General features: G+C 48.3%; 25 protein-coding genes. 10 read left to right on the top strand and 15 right to left on the bottom strand.

Annotated elements, in window-relative coordinates; all coding sequences use genetic code 11:
- Positions 1-46: 46 nt before the first annotated feature.
- Positions 47-3,877 (top strand): glycosyl hydrolase family 28-related protein, encoded by a 3,831-nt coding sequence (locus tag ABIE50_RS25425; protein WP_209865108.1) that lies wholly within the window; start codon positions 47-49, stop codon positions 3,875-3,877.
- Between the two features lie 99 nt (positions 3,878-3,976).
- Here the strand turns inward: ABIE50_RS25425 and ABIE50_RS25420 are convergent, their stop codons facing one another.
- Together ABIE50_RS25420 and ABIE50_RS25415 are read right to left on the bottom strand one after the other, a co-directional pair.
- Entirely contained in the window at positions 3,977-4,840 is an 864-nt protein-coding gene (locus ABIE50_RS25420) for a helix-turn-helix domain-containing protein (protein ID WP_354028171.1), read from the bottom strand.
- Positions 4,833-5,801 carry an SDR family oxidoreductase gene (locus ABIE50_RS25415; RefSeq protein WP_209865105.1) on the bottom strand — a complete coding sequence of 323 codons (969 nt, stop codon included), beginning with the start codon at positions 5,799-5,801 and terminating at the stop codon, positions 4,833-4,835. The genes ABIE50_RS25420 and ABIE50_RS25415 overlap by 8 nt, the downstream gene beginning before the upstream one ends.
- Before the next feature lie 265 nt (positions 5,802-6,066).
- On the opposite strand from ABIE50_RS25415, the gene ABIE50_RS25410 reads away from it, so the two are divergent.
- The 4 genes from ABIE50_RS25410 (at position 6,067) to ABIE50_RS25395 (ending at position 8,688) form a co-directional block, all read left to right on the top strand.
- Positions 6,067-6,444, top strand: coding sequence for a hypothetical protein (locus tag ABIE50_RS25410; RefSeq protein ID WP_209865102.1), 378 nt, complete (start codon positions 6,067-6,069; stop codon positions 6,442-6,444).
- Positions 6,445-6,506: 62 nt separating this feature from the next.
- Entirely contained in the window at positions 6,507-7,598 is a 1,092-nt protein-coding gene (locus ABIE50_RS25405; RefSeq protein WP_209865101.1) for an AI-2E family transporter, read from the top strand.
- A 32-nt stretch (positions 7,599-7,630) separates the two neighbouring features.
- Positions 7,631-8,113 (top strand): hypothetical protein, encoded by a 483-nt coding sequence (locus tag ABIE50_RS25400; RefSeq protein ID WP_209865099.1) that lies wholly within the window; start codon positions 7,631-7,633, stop codon positions 8,111-8,113.
- Between the two features lie 56 nt (positions 8,114-8,169).
- Positions 8,170-8,688: a GNAT family N-acetyltransferase gene (locus tag ABIE50_RS25395; RefSeq protein WP_142687887.1), complete on the top strand. Its 519-nt coding sequence runs from the start codon at positions 8,170-8,172 to the stop codon at positions 8,686-8,688.
- On the opposite strand, the gene ABIE50_RS25390 is transcribed toward ABIE50_RS25395, so the two are convergent.
- Entirely contained in the window at positions 8,677-9,000 is a 324-nt protein-coding gene (locus ABIE50_RS25390) for a hypothetical protein (protein WP_209865097.1), read from the bottom strand. The two genes, ABIE50_RS25395 and ABIE50_RS25390, sit on opposite strands and share 12 nt — an antisense overlap.
- Before the next feature lie 5 nt (positions 9,001-9,005).
- A complete protein-coding gene (locus ABIE50_RS25385) occupies positions 9,006-9,842 on the bottom strand; it encodes a DUF899 domain-containing protein (protein ID WP_209865094.1) in 837 nt (278 codons plus the stop codon).
- A gap of 134 nt (positions 9,843-9,976) precedes the next feature.
- Here ABIE50_RS25385 and ABIE50_RS25380 point away from each other — a divergent pair, with 134 nt between their 5' ends.
- Positions 9,977-10,957: a GlxA family transcriptional regulator gene (locus ABIE50_RS25380; protein WP_209865091.1), complete on the top strand. Its 981-nt coding sequence runs from the start codon at positions 9,977-9,979 to the stop codon at positions 10,955-10,957.
- Between the two features lie 3 nt (positions 10,958-10,960).
- Here ABIE50_RS25380 and ABIE50_RS25375 read toward each other — a convergent pair whose 3' ends face one another.
- Complete coding sequence (locus ABIE50_RS25375) at positions 10,961-11,224, bottom strand: ABC transporter permease (protein ID WP_209865089.1); 264 nt, start codon at positions 11,222-11,224, stop codon at positions 10,961-10,963.
- Positions 11,225-11,423: 199 nt separating this feature from the next.
- Between ABIE50_RS25375 and ABIE50_RS25370 the strand changes: the two genes are divergently transcribed.
- Positions 11,424-13,298 (top strand): M1 family metallopeptidase, encoded by a 1,875-nt coding sequence (locus ABIE50_RS25370; protein WP_209865088.1) that lies wholly within the window; start codon positions 11,424-11,426, stop codon positions 13,296-13,298.
- A 32-nt stretch (positions 13,299-13,330) separates the two neighbouring features.
- On the opposite strand, the gene ABIE50_RS25365 is transcribed toward ABIE50_RS25370, so the two are convergent.
- From ABIE50_RS25365 to ABIE50_RS25325, 9 genes are all read right to left on the bottom strand, one after another.
- Positions 13,331-13,990, bottom strand: a complete 660-nt coding sequence (locus ABIE50_RS25365; RefSeq protein WP_209865083.1) for a response regulator — start codon at positions 13,988-13,990, stop codon at positions 13,331-13,333.
- 2 nt (positions 13,991-13,992) lie between these two features.
- Entirely contained in the window at positions 13,993-15,393 is a 1,401-nt protein-coding gene (locus ABIE50_RS25360) for an ATP-binding protein (protein ID WP_209865080.1), read from the bottom strand.
- 33 nt (positions 15,394-15,426) lie between these two features.
- On the bottom strand, positions 15,427-16,140 hold the full coding sequence (gene urtE / locus ABIE50_RS25355) for an urea ABC transporter ATP-binding subunit UrtE (RefSeq protein ID WP_209865078.1): 714 nt from the start codon (positions 16,138-16,140) through the stop codon (positions 15,427-15,429).
- The gene (gene urtD, locus ABIE50_RS25350) at positions 16,137-16,892 is read right to left on the bottom strand and encodes an urea ABC transporter ATP-binding protein UrtD (RefSeq protein ID WP_209865075.1); all 756 of its coding nucleotides are present in this window, start codon (positions 16,890-16,892) and stop codon (positions 16,137-16,139) included. The genes urtE and urtD overlap by 4 nt, the downstream gene beginning before the upstream one ends.
- 1 nt (position 16,893) lies before the next feature.
- Complete coding sequence (urtC, locus tag ABIE50_RS25345) at positions 16,894-17,973, bottom strand: urea ABC transporter permease subunit UrtC (protein ID WP_209865072.1); 1,080 nt, start codon at positions 17,971-17,973, stop codon at positions 16,894-16,896.
- 12 nt (positions 17,974-17,985) lie between these two features.
- Positions 17,986-19,629 carry an urea ABC transporter permease subunit UrtB gene (urtB, locus tag ABIE50_RS25340; RefSeq protein WP_209865069.1) on the bottom strand — a complete coding sequence of 548 codons (1,644 nt, stop codon included), beginning with the start codon at positions 19,627-19,629 and terminating at the stop codon, positions 17,986-17,988.
- A gap of 54 nt (positions 19,630-19,683) precedes the next feature.
- Positions 19,684-20,991, bottom strand: a complete 1,308-nt coding sequence (urtA, locus tag ABIE50_RS25335; RefSeq protein WP_209865066.1) for an urea ABC transporter substrate-binding protein — start codon at positions 20,989-20,991, stop codon at positions 19,684-19,686.
- Between the two features lie 43 nt (positions 20,992-21,034).
- A complete protein-coding gene (locus ABIE50_RS25330; protein ID WP_209865063.1) occupies positions 21,035-22,324 on the bottom strand; it encodes a porin family protein in 1,290 nt (429 codons plus the stop codon).
- A 395-nt stretch (positions 22,325-22,719) separates the two neighbouring features.
- Positions 22,720-23,313 (bottom strand): 2OG-Fe(II) oxygenase, encoded by a 594-nt coding sequence (locus ABIE50_RS25325; protein ID WP_209865060.1) that lies wholly within the window; start codon positions 23,311-23,313, stop codon positions 22,720-22,722.
- Between the two features lie 184 nt (positions 23,314-23,497).
- Here ABIE50_RS25325 and ABIE50_RS25320 point away from each other — a divergent pair, with 184 nt between their 5' ends.
- The 3 genes from ABIE50_RS25320 to ABIE50_RS25310 all read left to right on the top strand — a co-directional run bounded on the left by ABIE50_RS25320 (position 23,498) and on the right by ABIE50_RS25310 (position 25,005).
- On the top strand, positions 23,498-23,866 hold the full coding sequence (locus ABIE50_RS25320; RefSeq protein ID WP_142687899.1) for a YccF domain-containing protein: 369 nt from the start codon (positions 23,498-23,500) through the stop codon (positions 23,864-23,866).
- Positions 23,867-23,929: 63 nt separating this feature from the next.
- Complete coding sequence (locus ABIE50_RS25315) at positions 23,930-24,130, top strand: hypothetical protein (protein ID WP_209865057.1); 201 nt, start codon at positions 23,930-23,932, stop codon at positions 24,128-24,130.
- 221 nt (positions 24,131-24,351) lie between these two features.
- Positions 24,352-25,005, top strand: a complete 654-nt coding sequence (locus ABIE50_RS25310) for a nuclear transport factor 2 family protein (RefSeq protein ID WP_209865054.1) — start codon at positions 24,352-24,354, stop codon at positions 25,003-25,005.
- A gap of 23 nt (positions 25,006-25,028) precedes the next feature.
- Here ABIE50_RS25310 and ABIE50_RS25305 read toward each other — a convergent pair whose 3' ends face one another.
- On the bottom strand, positions 25,029-25,607 hold the full coding sequence (locus ABIE50_RS25305; protein ID WP_209865051.1) for a YdeI/OmpD-associated family protein: 579 nt from the start codon (positions 25,605-25,607) through the stop codon (positions 25,029-25,031).
- Positions 25,608-25,668: the final 61 nt, after the last annotated feature.

Raw genomic sequence — 25,668 nt, 5'->3', positions numbered from 1 at the left:
CGGAACAATCCCATGTTTTTTTTCTCCATGAAAACTTAATCCGCGTATGAAAACTATCTTACACAACCCTCCCAGAATCTGTATGCTGCTTTTTGTTTTTGCCCTGTTACCTTTTATACAGGTAACCGCGCAAACATGGCAACTGATTAATCCATTGTACCCTACAAAAGATGCTTTTGTGGCAGCTTACAATGTAGCCAATTACGGCGCCACCGGCGACGGTGTTACAGATGTAACGGCCATTTTCCAGAACAGGCTCGATACCCTGCGTATCCTCGGGGGCGGTACGCTGTTTGTGCCCCAGGGCAAATACAAAATCAGCGGTAACCTGGTGATCCCCAAAGGCGTTACCATCCGCGGGGAATGGCAGAAGCCCGTAAAAGGACAGCCGGTCACCGGCACCATCCTCATGGCCTATGCTGGCCGGGGTGATGAAAATGCAGCAGCCTTTATTACCATGGAGCCCTCTTCCGCAGTAATGGATATGGCTATCTGGTACCCTGAACAGTTGCCTGGCAGTATCACGCCTTATCCGCCGGCTATCCTGTTTGGTAAGCCCAATTATTTTGGTAACGACTACTGTAACACCAAGAACGTAACTTTTGTGAACGCCTACAGCGGGGTTGTGTTTTCCCGTGTCAACGGCGGCAGCTGCCCCATTATCAACGGTCTTTATGGCACACCGCTTTCCCGTGGTATTGAAATAGATAACATTGCGGATGTAGGGCATATGGAAAGCATCGATTTTTCTCCCGCATATTGGTCGGGTTCTGGCCTTGCCAACGCACCCGCCGCCGGCAGCTCCTTTGAAGGCTGGATTTACCAGAACGGTACCGGTATTGTAATGAGAAGAAATGATTGGTCGTACACCTGTTTTGTAAATATTGAGGGATACAACAAGGGATTTCATGCAGCCCCTTCGCTTGCTACCGTTGGCTCTATTCCCAATGGACATAATTACGGCATGACCTTCACCAATTGTAAAACCGGTATTTACCTGGAAGTGGTAAGCTCAGACGGTATCATGTTTGCCCGTTGTAATACAGTTTCCTGTGAAACCGGTGTAGCCATTGCTTCCGGCACTTCCGGCACCGCGCAGTTCCACACCTGTACACTGGGCGGAACGCTGAACGGCATTACTGTAGATCCTGCCTCCACCACCCGCACTATGATGGAGCAATGCACTATCACCAAAGGAAAAGTAGATATTGGTGGCGGCACGCTCCTGGTATCCGACAATGATTTCAATAACAACCAGCCGCAGATTATGCTGGGCAATAATTCCAGGGGCATCATCACCGGCAACCGTTTCTCCAAGGGGGTGAATATCCAGAACAATTCGCTTTACACCAGCACCATTGATCATACGCCGCTTACGCTGAAACCATTACCTGTATTCCCGGATGTAAGCAGTGAAACGAAGAAGCCGTCGAGAGCCGTATTGTATGTTGCCACCAAAGCGCCTTTCAATGCTGTGGCCGATGGTACTACAGATAATACCACGGCCCTGCAATCGGCGCTCAACAAGGCATCGCAGGATGGAGGCGGTATCGTGTTCCTACCCCCGGGAAAATACAAGGTAACCGGGCATCTTACAGTGCCCTCGGGCGTGGAGTTGAAAGGAGCGTCCGATCTTAGCTCGGTGCCCATGGGACCTGGTAGTATTATAGAAGTTTATGCAGATAAGAATAACGCAGCAGGCACACCTTTTCTCAAACTATCTGCCAATAGTGGAGTCAGGGGAATGACCTTCAATTACCCGGAGCAGGTGTATTCCAATCTGCCAAATGCACCGGCCTATCCCTACCTGATACAGGTAACCGGCAGCGATGCCTATATTGTGAATGTAGGTATGCGCGCTACTTACAGCGGCATCGACCTTTTCACCTATAAATGCGATAACCATTACCTCGACTTCGTTGCAGGGCACGTATTTAAGAACGGCATTCGCGTTGGAGGAAATTCTGCCGGAGGCAAAATTTATAATCTCCAGTTCAATACCATCGTATATGCGGCAGGTGCAGAATCAAAGTTTGGCAGCTGGCCCAACTCGCCCACCGGCAACAATTCCGGCGCATATGATTACAATTATGCCAACCTCGATTTCCTCACGCTGGGCAATTGTCAGGGCGAAATATTGTACAACGATTTTGTGTTCGGTTCCCACAGTGGTATTGTATTAAAGTCTGAAAACGGCAGCGGTCCATCTGGTTTAAGCCTGGGATTAGGTATTGATGGCTCCCGTAACAGCATGCGCTTTGAAGGTTCTTCCGGCAGTGGTATGGACTTTATCAATACACAGGTAGTAGGGTATGGGGATACCACTACTACGTATATTTCCACGCAACCCACTTATACCGGCGCTTCCACCTTTTTTAACTCCGACTACTGGGGCAATCCCGGCAAAGGGCTCATCATGAATGGTGGTACTATTAATATGCAGCAGGCAAACTTTCATCATCCGGGCCAGTTAAGATGGGCTAATATCAGCAATGGCTCGCTGAATGTGCACAACTCTGCCATCTGGTCTGTAGGGTCGCTGCTGAATACAGGCGCAGGCCCGCATTTGTCGGCACGCTCCTCCATCATCGACAGTACCCAGCTGTCAACCAGCACCGCTGCTTTATGGAAAAATAACCTCGGCAATATATGGGGCGTTTCCATAGTGGGCGCTATGGACCGCCAGGGCTGGACGGCTACCGCATCTGTGAACAGCGGCAGCGCGCAGAATGCGCTGGACAGCAATGCCGTCACCCGCTGGGATACACAAGGCTCCCAGGTGAACGGGCAAACATTTACTGTAGATATGAAAACGGTAAATACTTTTCACGCCATTGTGCTGGATGTAACAGGCAGCCCGGACGATTCGCCTGCCGGCTACAGCATATACACATCCGGCGACGGCATAAACTGGGGCAGCCCCATTGCCACCGGCGCAGGCAACACCGGCATGACGCTGGCCGCTTTCACGGATAAAACCGGCAGGTATATCAAAATAGTGCAAACCGGCGCCAAAGGCAATTACTGGTCCATACACGAGCTGTATGTTTTTGGTAAGGTAGATGTAGCCAGCGTGAGTGTAACACCGGTATCGGCCCGTATAAAGGTGGATTCCACCTTGCAGTTAACCGCCACTATCCTGCCGGCAAAGGCTACCAACAAAGCTAAGGTATGGAGCTCCAGCAATACGGCCATAGCTACGGTGGACAGCACGGGCAAAGTAAAAGCAAAGAGCCCCGGCGTGGCTGTTATCACTGTTACAACGCTGGATGGCAATAAAACTGCCACCTCTTCAGACACGGTATATTCCACGGCCTTCATAAAAGCCCCGCCCGAAGCGGGTAACACAGCTTTCCTGGTAAAAGCCGCGCCGTATGCCAGCAAGATAGCCATTGAGTGGTCGGCGCCCGGCAAATGGAAATGGGTAAAATTCGTAGTGCAGCGCGCAGATGACGGACAGCATTTTTATAACGTGGATACCCGCGCTGCCAGCCCGGAAGAAGCATTATATAAAGTGATGGATGATAATAAAACCCGCAGTGAAAGCTGGTACCGGGTGCAGGCGGTAGGCCCGGGTAATGAAGTGGCTTACAGCAACGTGGTAAAAGTTGCGCCCGCCGGTGATATTTTCGTATATCCCAACCCGGTAACCGCAGGTCGTTTGCTGCTGCAGTTCAGGGATGGCCCTGCCGGCAGGTACCAGCTGCGCCTGTTGAATTACATAAACCAGCCGGTGTATACTGCTACGGTAAATGTAACGGATAAGCGTACACCGGTAACGTTGCAATGGGGCAATAAAGTGTTGCCGGGATATTATTTACTGGAAGCAACGCATACCAGTGGACGGCGTTTGGTAAAAGCGGTGGTGATACAATAAAGAAGTTAATTGTTTATTATTCGATCTGATATGACAGCCGGCCTTTTGAGGCCGGCTTATTTTAGCATTCATCAGTATTATATTCGGGGCAGATGTTCTCTAATCATTTTGAATACTGTTAACCTTAACGTTTTTCCTGGATGCTTTGTATACTTCATTAGGAGAATCCCCAAACTCTTTTTTAAAAACAAAGGAAAAATGAGACAGGTCTTCAAAACCGACTTCCAGATACACATCGCCTGGTCGCTGATTTTGTTTGCTTATTTTAAAATAGGCTTCTTCCAACCGTTTTTTCTTCAGCCAGATTCCAGGCGTAGTTCCAAATATCTTTTGAAAGTCTCTTTTAAACGATGATAAACTCCTTCCGGTGAGGTAAGCAAATTTCTCCAGACTGACATTGAACCTGAAATTCCGGTTCATATATTCCTCCAGGTTGATTTTATCAATAATGCCGAAGTTGAAAAAAATATTGGCCAGGTCTGGTTGTGATTTCAGTAAGATCAACAGCAGTTCTTCTCTCTTTATATCCGCAAAAGTTTCATCAAGCTCTAAGTCTCCCTTGTAATAAGGCGCCAATGAACGTATAAAGCTTTTGATTAACCTGTTTTCCGCTATGAAAAGGAATGAGTCGTTGGTATCCGCTGTCACCGATTCATAAGGATGACGTTCCAGGAACTGCTTTAAAAATGATTCGTCGAGTGTAATGATTATTTTCTCAAATTCGTCATGGTCTTTGTATTTGGTATAACGAACCAAATGATTTTTCCGGGCGATAAAATAATCGCCCGGTTTCATATTATAATGTTTGCCGCCATCATAAGCCTTCATAGACCCTCTGAGCAGATAAAGAAAATAATGTTCAGGTATAAACTTTTCAGGGGATATTTCCGGGCCAAGGTGACAGGACTGGATATTATTTACTTTCATTTTATATTCTATAGTAATAGAATGTAAATTAAGCATTAATCAGGTTATAACTATCCACGCTGGCCAGTATCGCAACCTCCTTATCATACGGATGCCAATTGAGCATCTCCACCGCTTTTTTATTGGATATTACAATATAGTCTTCTATAGGAGCCGGCTGCATTGAAGCAATGTTACCAGCCAGCTGTGGGCGTTCTTTTTTAATTAACGCTGCTACGTCATAAAAACTCATTGATCCTGCTGATGTTGCCAGAAAACGTTGCCCGGCGGCATCGGGGTGTAGCATAGCTTTGATATGAATATCCGCAGCATCGCGCACATCCACCACTCCAAATGTAAATGGCGCATTTTCTCTGACTGTACCGTCCAGGACCCCTTTGATAATAGTATCTAATGAAGCAGACGATATACCCCCGATAATTGGCCCGAAAATCCCAACCGGGTTAATAACGGTTAATTCCAAATCACTATTCCCGGTTTTAATAAAATTCCAGGCAGCTTTTTCAGCAATGGTTTTAGATTTGATATAAGCGCGGACCGGCGCTTTCTCATCTGTCCAGTCTTCTTCCGTAAAAATATGACCTTTGGCATCTGTGCTGTAACCGATAGCTGCAAATGATGAAGTAAGCACTACACGTTTTACACCTGCACGCCTGGCTGCTTTCAATGCGCGTAATGCTCCGTCCCGTGCCGGAATGATCAGATCATTTTCATCCCCGGGTTCTTCTGCAATAAACGGAGACGCAACATGCAAAACATAAGTGCAGCCCTGTGTGGCTTCATCCCATCCTTTATCAGATAACAGGTCTGCTTCAAAAAATGAAAGACGCTCAACGTCTGTAATACCGCCTTCTCTTAAAGCGTTTATGATTTCTTCTTTCCGATTCAAAGAGCGAAGCGTTGTATTAACCTGAAAGCCTTTTTGTAATAACTGTAAAATAATATTGACAGCTAAAAAGCCGGTCCCCCCGGTTACTAATACTGTTTGATTGTTCATTTTATTCCTGAATTTTAAAGTTTAATCCCTGTTAAAGTTTGCCTTTTCCGAAAAAAAAGTTTTGAGAAAGGGTCGTTTCGTTGGCCTGTAACCTGGTACAAAGATCAGCGATCTGAGCATGACGGGTTTTGTTGTGGAGTCCAATTTTATTGTGTTGTGAGGGTCATATTTAAGCGTATCTGGCCTTTCTTGTTAAGCGCTTCATGATATCTACCCGGTTTTGAGGATAATAAATCATTTAATACCTTGCCGGAAATTCCACCGGATGCCTGACTCTTTATTGCATCAGAACAACGATCCTCTGCTCCACGCTTTCATCGCCGGTAAATCTGCACAAACACTGGCGTTGCTGGAATATTTTATTGCACAGTATGAAAAGCTGGGGAAGATATACCTGTATCCTGTCAAATCAATGATTGGCATTGGTGTCAGTGATAAAAGGGTGGCATGGGTTACCCAGCTGGGAAAGAATTTTGTGCACATTGTGTTCCCCTTTGAAAAATCCCATCTTGACAATTTATGCTTCCGGAAAATAGCGCAGGTACCGGGCAGGCACCGGCAGTTTAATCATCACTTCCGTATGTATCTCCCGGAAGATATCAATGAAGAAGTACAAGGCTTTATGCGCCTGTCGCTGGCATAGGAGCGGATAAGAAGAAGGTTTTAAGTATATTTAGGGAGAAACCTGTATAAAATACCGCCCGTATGAACCATCTTCGTCCTGCCTCCAAAAATATGATTGAATCTATCCTGGTGCTGTTGTTGTTGCTGGCTTTATTGCTGGCCCTTTATGATGTGCTGCGACTGTTTTTCGGGGTCCTTACTTTTGCGCTGATCTTTTCTGTTTCCTTTCATCACCTGTTTGAGCGTATGGTGATATGGCTTAATGGCAGGCGTAAGCTGGCCGCTACCATATATGCGCTGGCGTTAGTAGCCATTATAGCGTTGCCTGTTACTTATTTCATTGCGGCCCTCAGCGGGCATATCAGGGAAGCTATTCACTGGATCGGCGATGTGAAGGAAAATGGCCTCCCGGAGCTGCCGGCCTGGGTGGTAAGCATGCCTTATATCGGCAGCGATATAACGGATTTCTGGGAGCACTTACAGGAAAGCCCACGGGAAACATTGTCCACCAATATCCACGAGCAGCAGGTAAGAATGGTGCTGCATCATATTATCAGCAGTGGTGCAGGCATCCTCGGTGCTGCGGGGCAGCTGATCATCGGTATTATTATTTCGGCCTTTTTCCTGGTAGGAGGGGAAAAAGCGGTGAAACCCATCAGGGCCACCGCCCAGCACCTGCTGGGGCATAAAGACGGGGCCAGTCTTTTGAATGCTACTACCATGGCCATAAAAGGCGTGTCGATAGGTGTAATGGGCACCGCTTTCATTACGGGAATAGTAGCGTTTATAGGGCTTAAAATTGCGGGCATCCCGTTTGCGCTGGGCCTGGCTGCCCTCGTTTTTTTCCTGGTGGTGATACAGATAGGCCCGCTCGCGGTATGGATCCCTCTGATCATCTGGATGGCCATGCAGGGGCATACTGGTATGACGCTCTTTCTTATCATTTACGGCGCCGCTATGCTGATTGGGGAAGCGATCCTGAAACCTTTGCTCATTGCCCGCAGCGGCAAACTGCCTTTCCTGGTGTTATTCCTGGGGGTAATTGGAGGTATGGCGGCATGGGGATTTACCGGTATGTTCAAAGGCGCTATTATTGTAGCGGTATTTTACACCGTATTCACTTCCTGGCTGGAGCGTAAAGATAGTGGCCGTAGTATACATGCTGCAGAATAGATAGTATCTTCGCCTCCGGTATTAAACAGATTATGAAAGCAGCCAGTATAAGCGACATCAAGAAGGAGTTAGCCACACTGCCACCGGCAGAGCTGCAGGCGCTGTGCCTGCGCCTGGCCAAATACAAGAACGATAACAAGGAACTGCTTACCTACCTGCTGTTTGAAGCGCACAACGAAGAGGGCTATATAGACGCTGTAAAAGAAGAAATTGATAATGGATTTATTGAGATGGCCGGCGATAAATTATATCACGCCAAAAAACGGCTGAGGAAAATCCTGCGTATAACGAACAAGCATATACGTTATACCGGCTCCAAACCTGCCGAGGTGGAACTGCTGATTTATTTCTGTACAAAGATGAAATTATCCGGTTTATTATCTTCCTATAGCATTCAGCTGAACAATCTTTATGATCAGCAGGTGAAGAAGATCACCAAAACAGTGGCTACCCTGCATGAGGACCTGCAGTACGACTATCTCCGGCAGCTGGAGCGGCTCAAAGGCAAGGAGTAGGCCCTGCTCCGCAAATCCGGTTTGTTCCCTTCACGGGAAAATTTTATTTTGAAAGCATGAAAGTTCTATTCGAAACGCCGCGGCTGCAGGTTCGCACATTTGCGGCTGCGGACGATGCATTTGTGCTTGAATTGCTGAACACGCCTTCCTGGCTGCAGTATATCGGCGACCGCCATATCCGTACCCTGGAGGATGCACAGCGCTATATCATGAACAACCTGTTACGCTTGTATACGGAACAGGGTTATGGCGCCTGGGTAGTAGTGTTAAAGGAAACAGGGGCGCCTATTGGTATCTGTGGACTGTTTAAAAGAAAATACCTGGAGCAGCCCGACCTGGGATTTGCCTTCCTGCCTGCCTTTGAAGGGCAGGGCTATGCTTATGAAGCGGCTACAGGTACCATTAATTATTCCCGTCAGGAACTGCCGTTCCCCCGCTTGTTTGCCATCACACAGCAGGATAATCACCGGTCCGTCCGTTTGCTGGAACGCTCGGGATTTACCCTGCAGGGCACTATTCTTCCACCGGGAGAAGTGAATGAGCTGATGTTGTTTGACCTTGAATTAAGAGGCTGACTGCCGCCGTTTCCGGTAGGCCATCATCCAGTTTACCGCCAGGTAAAACAAGGAGCCCACACACAACACCACCAGTCCCGATCTCAGCCATGTGGCAGCGGTTACAGACAACCCGATTCCTGTACCCAGCGCTACATAGGCAGCAAGACAAACCGGGCACTTTGGCAGCAGTACAAGGGTGATGCCCGGTATCAGCCATCGTACTCCCTTTACAAAGCGTTGCCGGAAAGTAAGCGGACCGGTGGATTGCGCTGCGGTTGTTTTGCGATCGCTGCTGCCCGTAGCAGCGCCGCAGGAACAATGTGTTTTCATGATGATTAGTCTTCAGAACAACAGGAACCCGGCGTCTTTTCCTTATGATACCTGCCGGTATTGTCTACATGCCCTTTCTCATCGTATTTGTCGTGATGCCTTACCCAGGAAGTTAAATCCCCGCGGTCATTTGTTTCGTTACGCCCAAATGGCGCTATATCAAGGTAATTGTAGGTGGCTAGCTGTAATTCACCACCACGGCCATAAGTAGAATATGTATGATAAATATCGCCGTTCTCATCTTTATAAAATACACTCAGCCCCGGGAGATCTTCCATATTCTTCGGCAAATTTTCTACCACGCTATAGTTATAAAATACTTTTCCTTTCTCCAGCTCCTCCGGGTGAAATGATACATGGTAGTCGTAGTTGAAATCACTTTCGCCCGACGATACCCATTTGAAATGCCAGCCCATACGCTTACGGAACGCTTCCAGCGTAGACAGCGGTGCGCGCGATACCACCGCTAATGATACATCGTGATGCTCCAGGTGAGGCAGCACACCGTTAATGGAGTCTGCAGCAAAAGAGCAGCCTACGCAGCCCACTTCTTCATCGGGGCCAAACATAAAATGCTGGATGATCAGCTGGCTGCGGCCTTCAAAAAGATCGGAAAGGGTTACCCTGCCTTCCGGGCCTTCAAATACATAATCCTTCTCCACTTTTTCCCAGGGTAATGCCATACGCTCACGGGTAAGCTCATCTCTTAAACGGGTATATTCTTTCTCTTTCTGAAGGAACTTTTTCCTGGCTTCCTGCCATTCTTCAGAAGATACAACTTTGTGTGAGGGACCGGGTTTAACAGCACTATCTTTAAAACCAGTCGTTACAGGAGTACTCATGATTTTTACGATTTTAATGTACTACAAATCTCCGGTGTTAAAATGTAAAAGAGCGTGTGTGAATGCGACTAATTTAGGGGGTGTTTGTGCCACGGGAATAGGTTAAATTTGCGTTGTAACAGACACAAAATGCTATGAAGACAGTCTCCCTGCTTATTTATGAAGATGCCGTTTTATCGTCCGTGTCCAGCGTGGTGGATATCCTGGTGGCGACCAACCGCTTCCTTGCGGCAACAGGGAAGGAGCCTGCCTTTAAGCTGGACCTGGTGAGTGAAAAGATGAAGAATATCCAGCTTCATACACCGGCGCAGTTTATCTGTTTTAAAACCATTAGCGAAGTAACACATACCGACCTGATTCTAGCGCCCGCTTTTGAAGGTTCGCCGGATACCGTGCTGGAAAAGAACAAGGCCCTGGTGAACTGGATCCGTACCATGCATGCCTGTGGATCGGAAGTGGCCAGCCTTTGCCTGGGGAGCTATTTCCTGGCTGAAGCGGGGTTGCTGAACGGCAAATCCTGCACCTCCCACTGGAAGGCCATTGATGATATGCGCAACCGTTACCCTGCTATCAATATCCTGCCGGACAAGGTAATGACAGATGAAGATGGCATTTACACCAGCGGCGGCGCCTTTATTTCGCTGAACCTGGTGCTGTACCTGATAGAAAAATTCAGCGGAAGGGAAGCCAGTATCCAGGTAAGCAAACTATTTTCTATTGATATGGACCGTTATAACCAGGCGCACTTCGCCGTGTTCCAGGGGCAACGCCGCCATGAAGATGAGGACATCCTCAGGGCGCAAATCTATATCGAGCAAAATTATGACCAGCAGATCTCCATTGAACAGATTGCCAGTATCGCCAATATGAGCAAACGTAACTTTGTGCGCCGTTTCAAACTGGCCACACACAATACCCCGCTGGAGTATCTCCAGCGCGTGAAAATTGAATCTGCCAAAAAAGAACTGGAAAACAGCGCCCTCAATATCAATACCCTCATGTATAATGCCGGCTATAACGACCAGAAAACATTCCGCCAGGTGTTTAAACGCTATACCGGTTTAACCCCGCAGGAATACCGGAGAAAATACAGTCGGGGTGCAGAGCTGAATTAACCCTTACTCTATCCGTAAACTCTTCACCGGGTTCATCAGTGCGGCTTTAACCGACTGATAACCCGCCGTTAGCAGTGTAACAAGTACAGTACCCGCGCCAGTGGCAACAAACAGCCATACTGATACAGGGGTATGATAAGCATAATGATCCAGCCACATCTGCATAAAATACCAGGTAAGCGGCGTGGCTACCAGTAAAGCTATCAGCACCAGCTTCACAAAATCCCTTGATAGCGGCAGCAGGATGCCGGACACGGTGGCGCCCATCACTTCAGTAAGGTAACAGCCATGCCGGCAGCAAGACCAATAATATTAAAAGGTCCCGGAAAATACTTTTACCGATGTTTTAATATGTTCGCTTTTGATACAGGCATCGACCGGTTTTAAAAACCTGCCGTTTACATAAATCCTGCAAGATGTTTCCCCATACTTCCCTAATTTTAGCGTTTGTAACCAGCAATTGCTTATGAACAAACTTATTTACAGCCTGCTGTTGTTATTGGGTGTAAACACCATAACATCAGCACAGGAATTGTACATGCCCCGTAATATCAAACAGGCGTATGCAAACGGAACCCGCGACAAAAGCGGCGCACCAGGGAAGAATTACTGGCAGAACAAGGGGACATACAATATCCACCTGTCGGTAAACCCGCCGGACCGTAAAGTGACGGGCAGTGAAACAATCAGCTATGTAAACAACAGCCCCAATGCTTTAAAAAGCTTTTTACTCCGTATGATCGTGAATTTGCATAAGCCGCAGTCGCCCCGCTCCGGCTACACCAGCAAAAACTTCCTGACAGATGGTATCACCATCGATACGCTGATAGCCAACGGAGTGGCGCTGCCGGTCAATAATGACGTGGGCACGGTAACGAATATAGTACTGCCGGCTCCGTTGCAGCCGAAAGACAGCCTGCAGCTGCAGATCCGCTGGCACTACGACCTCTCCATACAAAGCGGCCGGGAAGGTATGCTGGACAGCACCTCCGTGTTTATGGCCTATGCTTATCCCCGTGTATCGGTGTACGACGACTACAACGGATGGGACGGACTGGATCATACCGACCGCGTGGAGTTCTACAGTGATTTCAACGACTACAACGTATCGGTAACCGTACCTAAGAACTTCGTGGTATGGGGTACGGGTAACCTGCTCAATGCCTCAGAAGTATTGCAGCCGGAGTTTGCAAAACGCCTGGAGCAATCCTATACCACCGATAACGTGATGCATATTGCCACCCTCGATGAAATGCAACGGAAAGTAGTGACCCGGCAACAGGACAGGAACACCTGGAAGTTCAGGGCCGTCCATATTGCGGATGTTACCTTCGCTGCCAGCAACCATTATGTATGGGATGCCTCCAGCGTGGTGGTAGACAGTAGCACTATGCGCCGTGCCAGCGTACAGGCGGCATATAATGATACGGCAACAGACTTCCGCCATTCGGTAGCGTTTTCACAGAATGCCCTGAGCTGGTTCTCCCGTCACTGGCCGGGCGTGCCATATCCCTTCCCGGTAATGACCGCCGTACAGGGCTTTGCAGATATGGAATTCCCTATGATGGTAAACGATGGCTCTGTAGGAGACGACCTCAGTTTCGCACAGCTGGTGCAGGACCATGAAATAGCGCATACCTGGTTCCCCTTCTACATGGGCATCAACGAAAGCCGTTACGCCTTTATGGATGAAGGCTGGGCTACCACTTTTGAATATCTCATCGGCATTGCGGAAAAAGGAAAGGAAACAGCGGATAACTTCTACAAAAAATTCAGGGTTACCAAGTATATCTTCGATCCTTCCACAGAAGAAGATCAGCCTATTATTTCCATGTCTAACCAGGTAAGCGGAATGGGCTACAGCAATAACTCCTATGGCAAGGCATCCCTGTCTTACCTGGCGGTGAAAGACCTGCTCGGAGATGCCCGCTTCAAAAAATGCCTGCATGCTTATATAGAAAACTGGCATGGTAAACATCCCATCCCATGGGATTATTTTTATTCCTTCAACACGGCCGCCGGTGAAAACCTCGACTGGTTCTGGAACAACTGGTTCTTCAGCTATAATTACATCGATCTTACTTTATCAGATGTAATGCAAAACAAGAAACACCTGTCGGTGAAAATTACCAATACCGGCGGGTTTGCAATCCCCTTTGATGTGATCGTGACCTTTGCGGATGGCAGCGAAGCTACTTTTCACCAAACGCCCGCGGTATGGAAAACCAATACCAAAGCTACAACGCTGGAGCTGGCAATGAAGAAGGAGGTAAGTGCCGTACGGCTGGATGGCAACCTGTTTATGGATGCCAATGTAAAAGATAATACCTGGAAAAAATAGATCTATGCAGGGAGCCGCGGAAAGCGGTTCCCTTATTCCTCTTTCAGCAACCCGTTTGTTTTACAATATTCCACGGCTTCCTCTATACTGTTCACCTGGAACTTGCGCAGGATATTCATGCGATGCGCTTCAATAGTACGGATGCTGATGTTCAGCGATTCGGCAATGTCTTTATTATTAAGTCCCTGGCTGATCATGCGCATGATCTGTTCTTCCCGGCGGGAAAGGGAAATGTCGGAGGCGCCGCCATTGCCGGGTGTTTGCCGGGCGTCCAGGTATTTCTTTACCAGTACGTCGCTTACTTCGCCAATGAAATAATACCTGCCCTGGTGAATGGTGCGGATGGCGCTGAGGAATATTTTATTGCTGGTATCTTTCAGGATATAACCGCTGGCCCCCATTTCCAGGGCGGCAGCTACGTAATCCGGCTCGTCAAATAAACTAAAGAAGAGAATCCTGCCATTGGGATTTTTTTCCAGCAGGCGGATGCTGGTTTCCAGGCCGTTCATCCCTGGCATGCGGATGTCCATAATGATCACATCGGGCCGGATTGCTGCTAATTGTTGTATCGCATCTTCCCCGCTGCTGGCTTCTCCAATCACTTCCATATCGGCTTCACTGTTGATGAGCTGTTTAAGACCGTTCCGGAATATTTCATGATCATCTACTAAAAAAACGCCTGTTTTTTTCATTGCTAAAAAGTTATTGCCAACTGTACAATTGTTCCGGTGCCGGGTTGGGAATTGATCTGGAGCGTACCGCCCAGTAATTCCGCCCTTTCTTTCATATTGCGGATGCCATTCACTTTTTTGACCTGCTCGGTGGAGTAGAGCTGGCGGCTATCGAAATGAAAGCCCTTACCATTATCGCTCACGCTTAACTGCAGGAAGTTGGCGGTACCGTCAATATCTATTTCAATGGTATCTGCGTCTGCATGTTTAATGGCATTGTTCAATGCCTCCTGCAAGATACGGTAAACGCCCGTTTTAACTTCCTTTGGCAACGGCGCGGCCGATAAAGTTTCTTCCAGCTGGAAACTGATACCCGGCGCAGTTTGCCGGCATAGTTTGATCAGCTCATCGATAGCGGCCCTGAGCCCGAAATCTTCCAGCACACTGGGCAGCAGATCGGCGCAAATGCGTTTGGTTTCATGGATGATGCTGTACATCATGGTATTCACCATGGCTATTTCGGGATCATGCTGCATGCTGCGGTCTTCAATCTGTTCCAGTTTCATACGCAAACTGGTAAGCATTTGCCCGATACCGTCGTGTATTTCAGCAGCGATCCGTTTCCGCTCTTTCTCCTGCCCGTTGATGATGGAATATGAACGGATGCGCTGCTCCATTTCCTGGCGCAGTAATTTTTCCTGGTTAGCCAGCTGTACTTCTTCTGTTAACTTACGGGCCCGCTCTTCTGCATCTACCAAACCCCGGATAATTTTCCGGATACGGGTAGAAAGGGGATAGAAGATCACACCGGCTTCCAGCATCAGGGTAAACAGCACCAGGCCCAGTACAATGTATTCAATCTCTTTCAGGTTGCGGATGCGTTCCTTGGAAAAGCGGTCGTAGTCGAACACGATCAGCTCCATGCCCAGCAGGTACGATTTCTCATATGCCAGGATAGTTTGTACATAAGGCCGTATATGCGCCGCGTTAAAAGTTGTATCGCGGTACAGTACCGTAATCATTTTACTGGCGGCATCCCATATCTCCTGGTGAGGGGTGCGGATGATCTCGAACATCTGCTTCAGCTCATCCTGGTCGTTGGCCGGCAGGTTGAGGAAGTTACTGCCTGCCTGTAAGCCTTCGTGCGACTTCTGCCACTGTTTCAGCGTATTGATAAATTCTTTCCGGTTATCTTCTATGTCGCGGCCTGATTCCAGCAGCAGCGCCAGTTTGCTCAGGGTCTGGCTGTAAGTGCGCAGCCTCGCCGCAAAATTGATCACATGCGAATCGTTCATCTGGTGGTTCAGCGCCTGCTGGATCTTGATCTGGCTGAATACAGACAATAATGCAATAGTGGTGAGCGCCACCGCATAGAGGATGGTGAAGATCTTAAAAATACTTCTGTCTTCTGATACAGGATGCATAATGCTAAAGATAATAAAACCTGCCTGCCGGAGCTATACGGCGATATGTTTTTCCAGCTCCGTGTGTTTCAGCTCTTCCGCGGTGCCATCCATCACCATGCGGCCACGGTCCATAAAATAGTAATGGTCCGTCACCTGGTTGGCAAAATCTATCTTCTGTTCCACCAGTAAAACAGACAATCCTTTTTCCTGTACCAGCTGTTGCAGGATGCTGCCAATCTCCTGGGCAATGGAAGGCTGTATGCCTTCCGTAGGCTCATCGAGCAACAGCAGGGAGGGATTGCTCACCAGCGCGCGGGCAATAGACAGCTGCTGTTGCTGTCCCCCGCTGAGGTTGCCACCTGCGCGTTTGCGGAAATCTTTCAGGATGGGAAACAGGTGATAGATCTCCTCTTCGGGGATCTTCGCCTTCCTGTCGGGATGCGCTTCCAGCCCCAGTTGCAGGTTTTCGTATACCGTTAGCTTCGGGATAATTTCCCTGCCCTGCGGCACATAGGCGATACCTGCTTTTGCTTTTTTATGCGGCGGCAGTATGGTGATGTTCTCATTGTTGAAAACAATGCTGCCTTCCTGTGCAGGGAGTAAGCCCATGATGGTTTTGAGCAGCGTGGTTTTCCCAACGCCGTTGCGGCCCATTACGGTGGTAACGGCGCCTTTCTTTACCGCGAGGGTAGTGCCCCGCAAAATGATGCTCTGCCCGTAAGCGGCGGAGATATTGTTAACAGCTAAAACCGGTGTGTTCATCATAATGTTTCCAATTGAGCGTTAGTACGGCCTAAATAACAATCTATAACCCGCTGGTCGTTCTTTACTTCTGCGAAAGTGCCTTCCATCAGTCGTTTGCCGCGAACCAGCACAGTTACCAGTTCATTGGCTATCTGTTCTACAAATTTCATATCATGTTCAATCACAATAATGCTGTGTGCTTTGGACAGCTCCAGCAGCAGTGCGCCGGTTTTCTCTGTTTCTTCATCGCTCATGCCGGCGGCAGGTTCATCTATCAGCATCAGGGTGGGATCCTGCAATACCACGATGGCAATTTCCAGCCATTGTTTCTGCCCGTGGGAAAGATCACCGGCCAGCTTGTACATCACATTGGTGAGCGATAGCTTCACCGCTACACCGTGTATCCTGTCTGCCAGCGCTGGCGTGGATTTGAAGAAAAGGGAAGAAAAGATGTCTTTCTTCATTTTGGCGGCCAGCAGGAGGTTGTCGTATACCGAAAGCCCGGGAAATACTGAAGGCTTCTGAAACTTGCGGCCAATGCCGGCTTCAGCGATCTGTACTTCCGTTTTGCCAAGAATGGATTTATCGTTGAAAGTGATTTCTCCTTTGTCTGCTTTTGTTTTTCCGCAGATGATATCCAGGAAGGTGGACTTGCCCGCTCCGTTAGGGCCAATGATCACCCGCAGTTCTTTATCGCGCAGGCTGAAATGATCCAGGTTCAGTGCATGCACACCGCCAAATGATACCGACAGGTTGTTTACGTTGAGCAGCATATCAGTGGGTAGTTTGAGGTGTTTTAAACCGGGTGGTGGAAAATCTCTGCTTAATACTATCTACCAATCCCATAAATCCTTTATCAAAATATAATACCGTAATTACAAACAGGAAGCCCAGTATAAACAACCATGAATCAGGGAATAAGCTGGTGCAGATGCTGTACAGGAAGTTTACCAGCAAAGCGCCTATCACGGCGCCTTTCAGGTTGCCCCTGCCGCCCAGCGCTACCCACATTACCATTTCTACAGATGCTTTTACATCCATACGCCCAGGTGTAATAATACCGGTTTGAGGAAGGTACAGCATACCGCCCACAGCGGCTAACAGTGCCGCCACTACGAAAACGGCCAGCTTATAATCCACTACCTTGTAAGCGGTATAGCTCACGCGGGACTCACTGTCACGGATGGCCTGCAATACTTTCCCGAACTTGGAATGCGTGATCTTATAACAACAGAAATAGGCCCCGCATAATACGGCAAAGGAAATCATGTACAGTCCCAGTTTTACGGAAGATGAAGACAGGGGAAAACCCAGAATGGTACTGAAATCAGTAAGACCGTTAGTACCGCCCAGGTTAGTTTCATTCCGCAGGAAAATAAGCCACATCGCCAGTGTAAGCGCCTGCGTAATGATAGCCATGTACACACCTTTGATACGGCTTCTGAATAATACGAAGCCTACAATAAAGGCAAACACCGCGGGGATGAGCAGGCATAGCACCAGCGACCAGCCGAATGATTGGAACGGTTGCCAGAAGAAGGGCAATGTGTCTATTTTATTCCAGGCCATAAAATCAGGCAGCACAGCGCCGGCAGCGGCGGTTTTCTTCAGCAGCAAATGCATGGCAATACCATAGCTGCCCAGGCAAAAGAAGAATGCCTGGCACATGGAGAGAATGCCCGTATAACCCCATATCAGGTCTATGCCCAGCGCCGCAATCGCAAAGCAGAAATAACGTCCCCATACGGAGATAGTGTTCACAGATAAAAGCCCCGACAGGTAACCTGCCGGCAGCAGGATCGCAAAAACAGCGATGAACAAAATATATAGCAGTGTGTTGTTGTTCGTTTTCATAATGCCCGGTTTTTAATCTTCCGCTATGCGGCCTTTGTCTGGAAATAAGCCTTTGGGTTTATATTGCATGAACAGCATTATAAACACCAGGATAAACACTTTTCCGTATACTGCCTGGAAAAAGGACTCTGATATTTTGGTAAAGAAGCCAATGCCCAGGCCGGAAAAGATAGTGCCGGCCAGCTTGCCTACGCCGCCTGTTACCACTACCAGGAAAGAATCTACGATATAAGTTTGTCCCATATCCGGCACCACGTTGCCAATCAGCGTAATGGCGCAACCGGCCAGCCCGGCCAGTCCCGAGCCAATAAAAAAAGTGATGGATGCCACGCGCCGGGTTTCTATACCCAGGCAGGCGCTCATTTGCCGGTTCTGTGTAACTGCCCTGATCTGTAACCCCAGCCTGGTACGGAACAGCATGAGGTAGGTGAACAGCACCATGAACAAAGTGAGCACTATAATAAAGATGCGGTTGTAGGGCAGGGTAAGATGCGGTGATACCTGCCAGCCGCCGGATAGCAGCTGCGGCGTTTTCACCGCGGTCAGATCGCCGAATAACAAACGGGCAGTCTGGATCAGTATGAGGCTTACTCCCCAGGTGGCCAGCAGGCTTTCCAGGGGTTTGGCATACAGGTGGCGGATCACCAGCCTTTCCAGGATCCAGCCCATAGCGCCTGCCACGATGAATGACAAGGGCAGTGCGCAGAGGAAGAAAATATCTGTTTGTGGAATGCCCAGTGTGTGGGTAAAAAATACCTGTGTGCAATAAGTGGTGTAGGCGCCTATCATCATAAACTCACCATGCGCCATGTTAATGATACCGGCTAATCCATACACAATGGAAAGGCCGAGGGCAATGAGAATCAGGATGCTGCCCAAGCTTAGCCCGCTGAAAAAATTCTGGATGCGCTGCAAGCTGTCGTACCGCTTCTCCAGGCTGATGGCCTTTGCCGCGGCATAGTGGGCCGTTTCCTGGTTAAGGAATCCTGCTTTGGCATAGTTCCGTAATAACACGGGGGCATTATCGCTCCAGTTATCGCCGATGCTGTCGATATAGGCGTTGGCGTTAGCTGTGCTGGTAGCCTTGTATAGCCGGGCGGCATACAGCACATCTTTGCCGGTGCGGAGTGCATCGGCGTTGGTTTCCTTAGCCAGTGCGGCCTGCAGGACAGAGAGCGTGGCACTGTCGCCGGTGTTTTTGAGTTGTGAATAAGCAAGGATGCGTTTCTGCGCATCATTGCTGAAAAGGTTGAGCAGCGGTGCGATGCCCGCCAGCTGGAGGCGGTCGCCCCGCGGAATGTCCACTGTTTTTAAGGCAGACAATGGTAACAGCAGCGGTTGCCCGCTGCTGTTGGTAAGAAGTATGTTGTCGGGATAAAGGGAGTAAAGCCGGTAGGTTCCTTCGCCGGTAGGTTTACTGTCCACCGTAACCGCTTTCTGATCCAGCAGGTACAGCTTTTTATCATTGATCGCCATCAGCAAAGGAAAGGTGGCCGGTATACGAAGGGCGGCCAGCCTGCCAATAGCTTTTGTGCGCACGGAGTCGGCGGGTGGTTGCAGCAGCTGTGCGGTGTAGATGGAGGCGCTGTCCTGCCCCGCTGAAAACAGCGGCAGCAGCAGTAAGCAGCACATCAGCATCCGTAAGGAAGTATTCATCGCATCGTTTTTGATAAGTTGGAAATAGCCTGTCTTCTGTAAAAAAGCACCCGCTTATTTTTTTGCGTAGGTACCGTTGTGGTTCACCCAGTCGCAATCTTTATCAGGTGATGTTAAGGGCGACCATGGCTGCGGATCTACCAGTCCTTCAGATTTCCAGATGATATCAAACTGGCCGTCGGGTTTTATTTCGCCTATCACTACCGGTTTAGCCAGGTGATGATTCCGTGGGTCCATTTTTACCAGTCCGTCGGGAGAAGGGAAGTCCAGTCCGTAGAGAGCGTTGCGTACTTTCGATACATCGAAGGAGCCAGCCTTTTCAGCGGCTTTGGCCCAGAGGTATACGCCGGTGTAAGCCCAGCAGATAGGATCGTCTGTTACTCTTTTATCGCCGCCAGGGAGCCCTTTCTTTGCGCAGAAGGCTTTAAAGTCTGCTACGAATTTTTTGTTCTCAGGCAGGTCGTTCGACTGGAAGTAGTTCCATGCTGCGAGGTGGCCTACCAGGAATTCGGTGTCCATAGAGCGGAGCTCATCTTCTGCCACAGAAAATGCCATGATAGGGCAGGTAGCTGAGGAGAGGCCCTGGTTGGCAAATTCCTTATAGAAAGGCACATTGGAATCGCCGTTGATGGTAGAGAGGATACAGGCCTTGCCATCTGCTGCAAAGCGTTTTACTTTAGAGATGATGGTTTGGTAATCCTGGTGGTGGAACGGTGTGTATTCTTCAATGATATTTTCTTTCGGGATGCCTTTCGAAAGCAGGTAAGCTTTCAGGATCTTGTTGGCTGTACGGGGAAACACATAATCTGTTCCCAGCAGGTAGAACTTTTTATATCCGCCGCCTTTTTCGCTCATCAGGTATTCCGCGGCTGGAATCAGTTGCTGGTTGGGCGTAGCGCCGGTATAGATCACGCTGTTGGAGCATTCTTCCCCTTCGTATTGCACCGGGTAAAAGAGCAGGCCGTTGTTCTGCTCAAATACCGGCAGTACTGATTTGCGGGATACGGAAGTCCAGCAGCCAAATACAGCAGATACTTTTTTATCGATGAGCAGTTCCTTGGCTTTCTCCGCAAACAGGTCCCAGTCGGACGCCGGGTCTACGATCACCGGTTCTATTTGTTTGCCGAGTACGCCGCCTTTGGCATTGATTTCATCCACCGCCATTTGTACTGCATCTTTTAACGATACTTCAGAAATGGCCATGGTACCGCTGAGGGAGTGGAGCACGCCTATTTTCACGGTTTCTTTGGTAGCGGCGGAGTCGGCGCCGCCGGTTTTCCCGGCGCTGTTGTTACAGGAAGAAAAGAGTGCCGTAGCGCCCAGGAGCAGGATGGGTAGTTGTTTCACGAAAGCGTTTCTCATGTTGACTTATATTTTATAAAGAAGATGAATGAATGTTTGTGCATTAGAAGATGAAGAACTGGGCCTGGAGCCATACCTGGCCGAATGTTTTTTTCGTATAGTCGTCTGGTATAGCAGTGGCTACATTGTAGGTACGGGTAGTGTAGGAGAGGCGCAGGTTGGTACCGGTGCCATTGAAAAAGTAGTTGAGCCCTCCACCCATAACGGTGCTGGAGTTTAGCTTATCAAAGTTGGCAGGCTTTACGGCGCCGGTTTGTGCGGCTTCTGCGTTTACGTCCTGGTTCTCGTAACGGATCCAGGGTTGGAGTTTCGACTTTTTGAAGTAGTAGCCGAGCTCCAGGAACTGAACCGTTTGTTTGGGAATGAGGGTAGCAAAGGAGTATTTGGAATCCAGGCTGGTGCCGCCGGTCATGTACTGGAAGGCTGCGTTGAGTGTAACGGAGCCGGCATTGCCGAGCGGGTGGTCAAAAAACACATCCGTGCTGAGATTGTAATAAGAGGCCTGTGCGTCGAAGCCGGCGCCCCATGCCAGGGTTTTGCCGTTGCCCAGTTTGGTGCCTGCGTAATAAAAGTCCTTTTCCGCATCCAGGAAGTTGTAGGCTACGCGGCCTACCGTACGGAGGGGGGCGCCGCCATCTACATTACGGCCAGTGAAAACGCCGAGCCGGTATTCCAGTTTATCGTTTGCGAGGAACCCGCGGGCGTTGATACCGAGGTCACGTCCGAAATTCCCCTGCAGCGGACTGTTGGCAAACAGGTTATAAGGATACTGGAAGTAGGTGAAGTCGTTGGCCATTAACCCGGCAGCGCCCTGTAAGCCGTTACGGTTGTTGGATACCAGCTGCATACCTGCTATGAGCTGGAATGCGTTGGTGAAAGTATATTCCAGCTGTGCGTCCAGGATGATGGGCGATACCTTCACATTCTTTTCCCCGTTTGATTGGATACCGATAGGAGAAGGTATTTCCGTTTCTATAAAGAAGCTGGCTTTTTTGGTAAGCTGACCGCCTACCAGTACCCTGGCCCGGTAAATGGAAAAGCCCTTGTTCCAGTCTTTCGCCGTTTTATCGTTGCTGGGAGCGCCAAACCCGGTTTGTTCCCCGGAGGCGAACATATGTACAATTGCGCCTACCTGGATAGATGGTTTAAACGGCAGTTCAGATGCCTGGAAAAGGGTGATGGCTTTAGCACTGTCGGTGCTGGTATTTAAAGAGGCGGGAAGCTCAATTAAGTAACCGCCTCTCTTTTTCTTTTTCGGGGGATCGTTGTTTTCGGCTTTGGCAATAAAGGGAGCAATAGCAAGTATGAAGGTAAAAGTGGCTGACAATTTCATAAAATAAGTAATTAAAAATTGAATAATGTACTTAAGTACTTTTTTGGTTGATCGATCAGTATACTTAAGTATAAAAGTAGAAGATTAATTTACTTAATTCATAAAATTTTTTACAAACTGGCTAAAATTTATGTTATCTGTTGATTTTATTAGTATATATATTTTATTATAATATTAATATAGATAGATGGAGAAATATTGACAATATATTGGTATTCAAATATTTGAATAATATTTATGCAGGTGGAACATCAGAATGGTATATTTCCGGTTAATAGGAGTTTGCTCTAATATTATTAAATGAGAATATGATTGCAGGCACAGGGTAAATCCTGTATTGGAGCTATCAGGAGCTATATATGTACCCCGGTGCTATCAGGAAGTTATGGGATGGCTTAACGCTTCAACCAGCCGGTAATACTCATCCTGGGCTTGTGTGTAAGCAGCACTTCGTGTTCCAGCTCGCAGCTTTTAAAGAAAACGGTTTTCCCTGCGCTGGGGTCTATCTGTTGCGCATTGCCTTCTGTATGATAAATGGATAACTGGCCTCCATCGGCGGGCTGCCAGCCGGTATTGAGGTAAATGATCATAGAGTACTGGCGGCTGTCGTTGTTCCGAAACTGGTCCAGGTGCCTGCGGTAAAAGCTCCCTGTTTCATACAGGGTGTAATGGAACTCATACCCGGTGATGCCTGTGTAGCACGACTGGTTCAAATAAACCACAAAGGCATCCATCACATCAAAAAAAGCATTTTCATGCGCGTTGTTGTGCTGCCTGTCGAGCCAATAAATAACATCCCCTCGAACGGATCTGTCCTGGTTCACCTGTGCTTGATTGCCGGTTCCCGCTGCCAGCATATTTTTCAGGGAATGAAGATGTAACAGGTTTTCCTTTAAGCTGCCGGAAAGCTCACTGCTTAAAAAATTTTCTGAGATACCTACCTTGCTTTCGATGAAGCTGTTTATTAATGTGTCAAAGGCCTGTTGCAAAAGAGGAGTGCTTATAGGAACAGCATTATTCCTATCCCGGTGAAGATAGCTGGAATAAAGGATTTCCGTTCATTATTTTTCCATGTGCACCCGGATGAATGGTAATGGCGGGGTAACTTTTGCCGGAGAAAAAAGAATTATAAAGGGCTCTCCAAATATCCTTTAACCTTTTTACATTTGAAAGATGAACTTAATAGGTAACATCATCTGGCTTATTTTCGGCGGCTTTATCGCCTTTGTACAGTATATGGTGAGCGGCTTGCTGCTTTGTCTTACCATCATTGGTATCCCGTTTGGGTTACAATGTTTTAAGATTGGCCTCTTTACGCTGCTGCCTTTCGGGCGGCAGGTGAGAGAGGCGCCGGGGCAAACCGGTTGCCTGTCAACTATCTTCAACATTATCTGGATCCTGATAGGCGGTGTTTGGATAGCCCTTACCCACCTGTTTTTTGGCTTGTTGCTTTGCATTACCATTATTGGCATTCCCTGGGGCCGGCAGCATTTTAAGCTGATGAGCCTTAGTTTCACGCCATTTGGAAAGGAAGTTTTCTAACGGTTGTGTATGCCGCTGTTGGCATGACTATTGGATTTCATTACCCGGACTAAAAACTGGTATATGAAAAAGATATTGTTTGCAGCAGCAGCGGTAGGTACTGCCGCCTCCCTGGTTATCTTATATCTCAGGAAACGTCAACAGGGACATGATTTAATCGAAGATGCCCGCGATACTGTAAATAAAACTGCCGGCACCATGCGTGATTATGCACGCAAAGCAAAAGCAGAGGCCAATGGTATTTACAGCAATGCAATGGGGTAAATTACATAAGTTTTTAAAAGCGCGCCGGATCACCCCGGCGCGCTTTTTTTATCAAGCCCCAATTAATTACCGCTGAATATCCCGGAAAATAGTAGGTTTACATCATCATTATTCTCATCACATATCTTCTTCCGGTTACCCAACACCGGAACTCCCCGGAAAGGAACTGAGTTTTCTTTCCCTGCTATTCCTGTATTTTTTTATTAACCAGTTTATTTTTTATGTCATCATACAATAAGGCCATTGTATTGGCCGCACTGAAGCACCTCATAGGGGAGCGCAACACTTCTGTTATAGATACCTACGTTCATGATTCTTATATCCAGCACAGCCCCATGGTAAAAGACGGCAAAGCCGGTTTGCTGGAAGCCGTGGAACAACTGAAGCAGTACCCCGCGCCGGCATCCGCCAGAAGCCCTGTAGTGCGCACCATTGCAGACGGCAACTATGTAATGCTGCACATGGATGTAGCATTTATGGGTAAAAACGTGGCGGTTGTGGATCTTTATCGCCTTGAAAACGGGAAGCTGGCCGAGCATTGGGATGCCACGCAGGAAAATGCCGTTACGGAAGGAGCCGCTGAAATAAGGGATCTGCACCTGACGGCCTCTAATAAGGCAATTATAGCGCAGTACTTCCGGCAGCCGGATAAGGCGCTGCTACAGCCGGGTTACCAATCACATTCACCTTTGCCTTCACAGGATGTGGAAGTACACCGCGTTATAGGAGAGGGGAATTTTGTAATGGTACAATCCTCTACTGCAGCAGCGGTATATTATGATATATTCCGGTTGGAAAACAGCCTGCTGGCCGAACACTGGCAGGTGAGGCAGGCCATCCCTGCCACCATACCGCATAACAATGGTATGATATAATTCCTTTACAGCTGGAGCGGCCGTTAGTGAAATTTCTCGTGCCGTTCCAGTTTTGCTATAAAATCAACAATGCGCTTAGCCCGTGTTTCCGCTTTTTTCGCATTCTGCAACCGGAAATAAATAGCGAACTTATTCTGCTTATTCAGCGTTTCGAAAAAAGCCGCTGCCTTTTTGTTCTTTTTCAGCGCCGCCATAAAATCTTCGGGAACAGTGGCCTCGCTCTGCGTAGCATACGCCTTCTCCCATCGGCCATCGGCCTTTGCCAGCTCCACCTGGTGAATACCGGCCGGCTTCATTTTCCCTTCTTTGGTAAGGCGCTCAATATGTTTGGTGTTTCTTTCTGACCAGATGCTCTTAGCCCGTCGCGGTGTAAATTTCTGTTTGAAACATTTTTCGTCAATGGACTTGGATTGCCCGTCGATCCAGCCATAGCACAGCGCTTCATCCAGCGCCTGGGCATAATTAATGGAAGGGATTTTTGTATCTTTTTTATACATGCGGAGCCATACGCCATCTTCTTTGGCATGGTTCTTTGCCAGCCATTTTTCCCATTGCTCCTGGGTTTCAAAGAAAAGTTCGGGTAGTTCTTTAGGAGTTGCCATAGATATAAAGATAGGAAATCGGCAAGCGTGTATACGTGTTAGTTAGTATTTTTTTATAAAA

The organism is Chitinophaga sp. OAE865 (assembly GCF_040546735.1).
Classification (GTDB): domain Bacteria; phylum Bacteroidota; class Bacteroidia; order Chitinophagales; family Chitinophagaceae; genus Chitinophaga; species Chitinophaga polysaccharea_A.
The sequence above is the reverse complement of the archived record's forward strand: the minus strand, read 5'-3'. Positions and strand labels throughout refer to the sequence as shown.

Bases quoted from the DNA above. Each gene is read 5' to 3' on its own strand.
- ABIE50_RS25425 (WP_209865108.1), top strand. From the start codon at position 47: ATGAAAACTATCTTACACAACCCTCCCAGAATCTGTATGCTGCTTTTT.
- ABIE50_RS25420 (WP_354028171.1), bottom strand. From the start codon at position 4,840: ATGCTTAATTTACATTCTATTACTATAGAATATAAAATGAAAGTAAAT.
- ABIE50_RS25415 (WP_209865105.1), bottom strand. From the start codon at position 5,801: ATGAACAATCAAACAGTATTAGTAACCGGGGGGACCGGCTTTTTAGCT.
- ABIE50_RS25410 (WP_209865102.1), top strand. From the start codon at position 6,067: ATGCCTGACTCTTTATTGCATCAGAACAACGATCCTCTGCTCCACGCT.
- ABIE50_RS25405 (WP_209865101.1), top strand. From the start codon at position 6,507: ATGAACCATCTTCGTCCTGCCTCCAAAAATATGATTGAATCTATCCTG.
- ABIE50_RS25400 (WP_209865099.1), top strand. From the start codon at position 7,631: ATGAAAGCAGCCAGTATAAGCGACATCAAGAAGGAGTTAGCCACACTG.
- ABIE50_RS25395 (WP_142687887.1), top strand. From the start codon at position 8,170: ATGAAAGTTCTATTCGAAACGCCGCGGCTGCAGGTTCGCACATTTGCG.
- ABIE50_RS25390 (WP_209865097.1), bottom strand. From the start codon at position 9,000: ATGAAAACACATTGTTCCTGCGGCGCTGCTACGGGCAGCAGCGATCGC.
- ABIE50_RS25385 (WP_209865094.1), bottom strand. From the start codon at position 9,842: ATGAGTACTCCTGTAACGACTGGTTTTAAAGATAGTGCTGTTAAACCC.
- ABIE50_RS25380 (WP_209865091.1), top strand. From the start codon at position 9,977: ATGAAGACAGTCTCCCTGCTTATTTATGAAGATGCCGTTTTATCGTCC.
- ABIE50_RS25375 (WP_209865089.1), bottom strand. From the start codon at position 11,224: ATGGGCGCCACCGTGTCCGGCATCCTGCTGCCGCTATCAAGGGATTTT.
- ABIE50_RS25370 (WP_209865088.1), top strand. From the start codon at position 11,424: ATGAACAAACTTATTTACAGCCTGCTGTTGTTATTGGGTGTAAACACC.
- ABIE50_RS25365 (WP_209865083.1), bottom strand. From the start codon at position 13,990: ATGAAAAAAACAGGCGTTTTTTTAGTAGATGATCATGAAATATTCCGG.
- ABIE50_RS25360 (WP_209865080.1), bottom strand. From the start codon at position 15,393: ATGCATCCTGTATCAGAAGACAGAAGTATTTTTAAGATCTTCACCATC.
- urtE (WP_209865078.1), bottom strand. From the start codon at position 16,140: ATGATGAACACACCGGTTTTAGCTGTTAACAATATCTCCGCCGCTTAC.
- urtD (WP_209865075.1), bottom strand. From the start codon at position 16,892: ATGCTGCTCAACGTAAACAACCTGTCGGTATCATTTGGCGGTGTGCAT.
- urtC (WP_209865072.1), bottom strand. From the start codon at position 17,973: ATGAAAACGAACAACAACACACTGCTATATATTTTGTTCATCGCTGTT.
- urtB (WP_209865069.1), bottom strand. From the start codon at position 19,629: ATGAATACTTCCTTACGGATGCTGATGTGCTGCTTACTGCTGCTGCCG.
- urtA (WP_209865066.1), bottom strand. From the start codon at position 20,991: ATGAGAAACGCTTTCGTGAAACAACTACCCATCCTGCTCCTGGGCGCT.
- ABIE50_RS25330 (WP_209865063.1), bottom strand. From the start codon at position 22,324: ATGAAATTGTCAGCCACTTTTACCTTCATACTTGCTATTGCTCCCTTT.
- ABIE50_RS25320 (WP_142687899.1), top strand. From the start codon at position 23,498: ATGAACTTAATAGGTAACATCATCTGGCTTATTTTCGGCGGCTTTATC.
- ABIE50_RS25315 (WP_209865057.1), top strand. From the start codon at position 23,930: ATGAAAAAGATATTGTTTGCAGCAGCAGCGGTAGGTACTGCCGCCTCC.
- ABIE50_RS25310 (WP_209865054.1), top strand. From the start codon at position 24,352: ATGTCATCATACAATAAGGCCATTGTATTGGCCGCACTGAAGCACCTC.
- ABIE50_RS25305 (WP_209865051.1), bottom strand. From the start codon at position 25,607: ATGGCAACTCCTAAAGAACTACCCGAACTTTTCTTTGAAACCCAGGAG.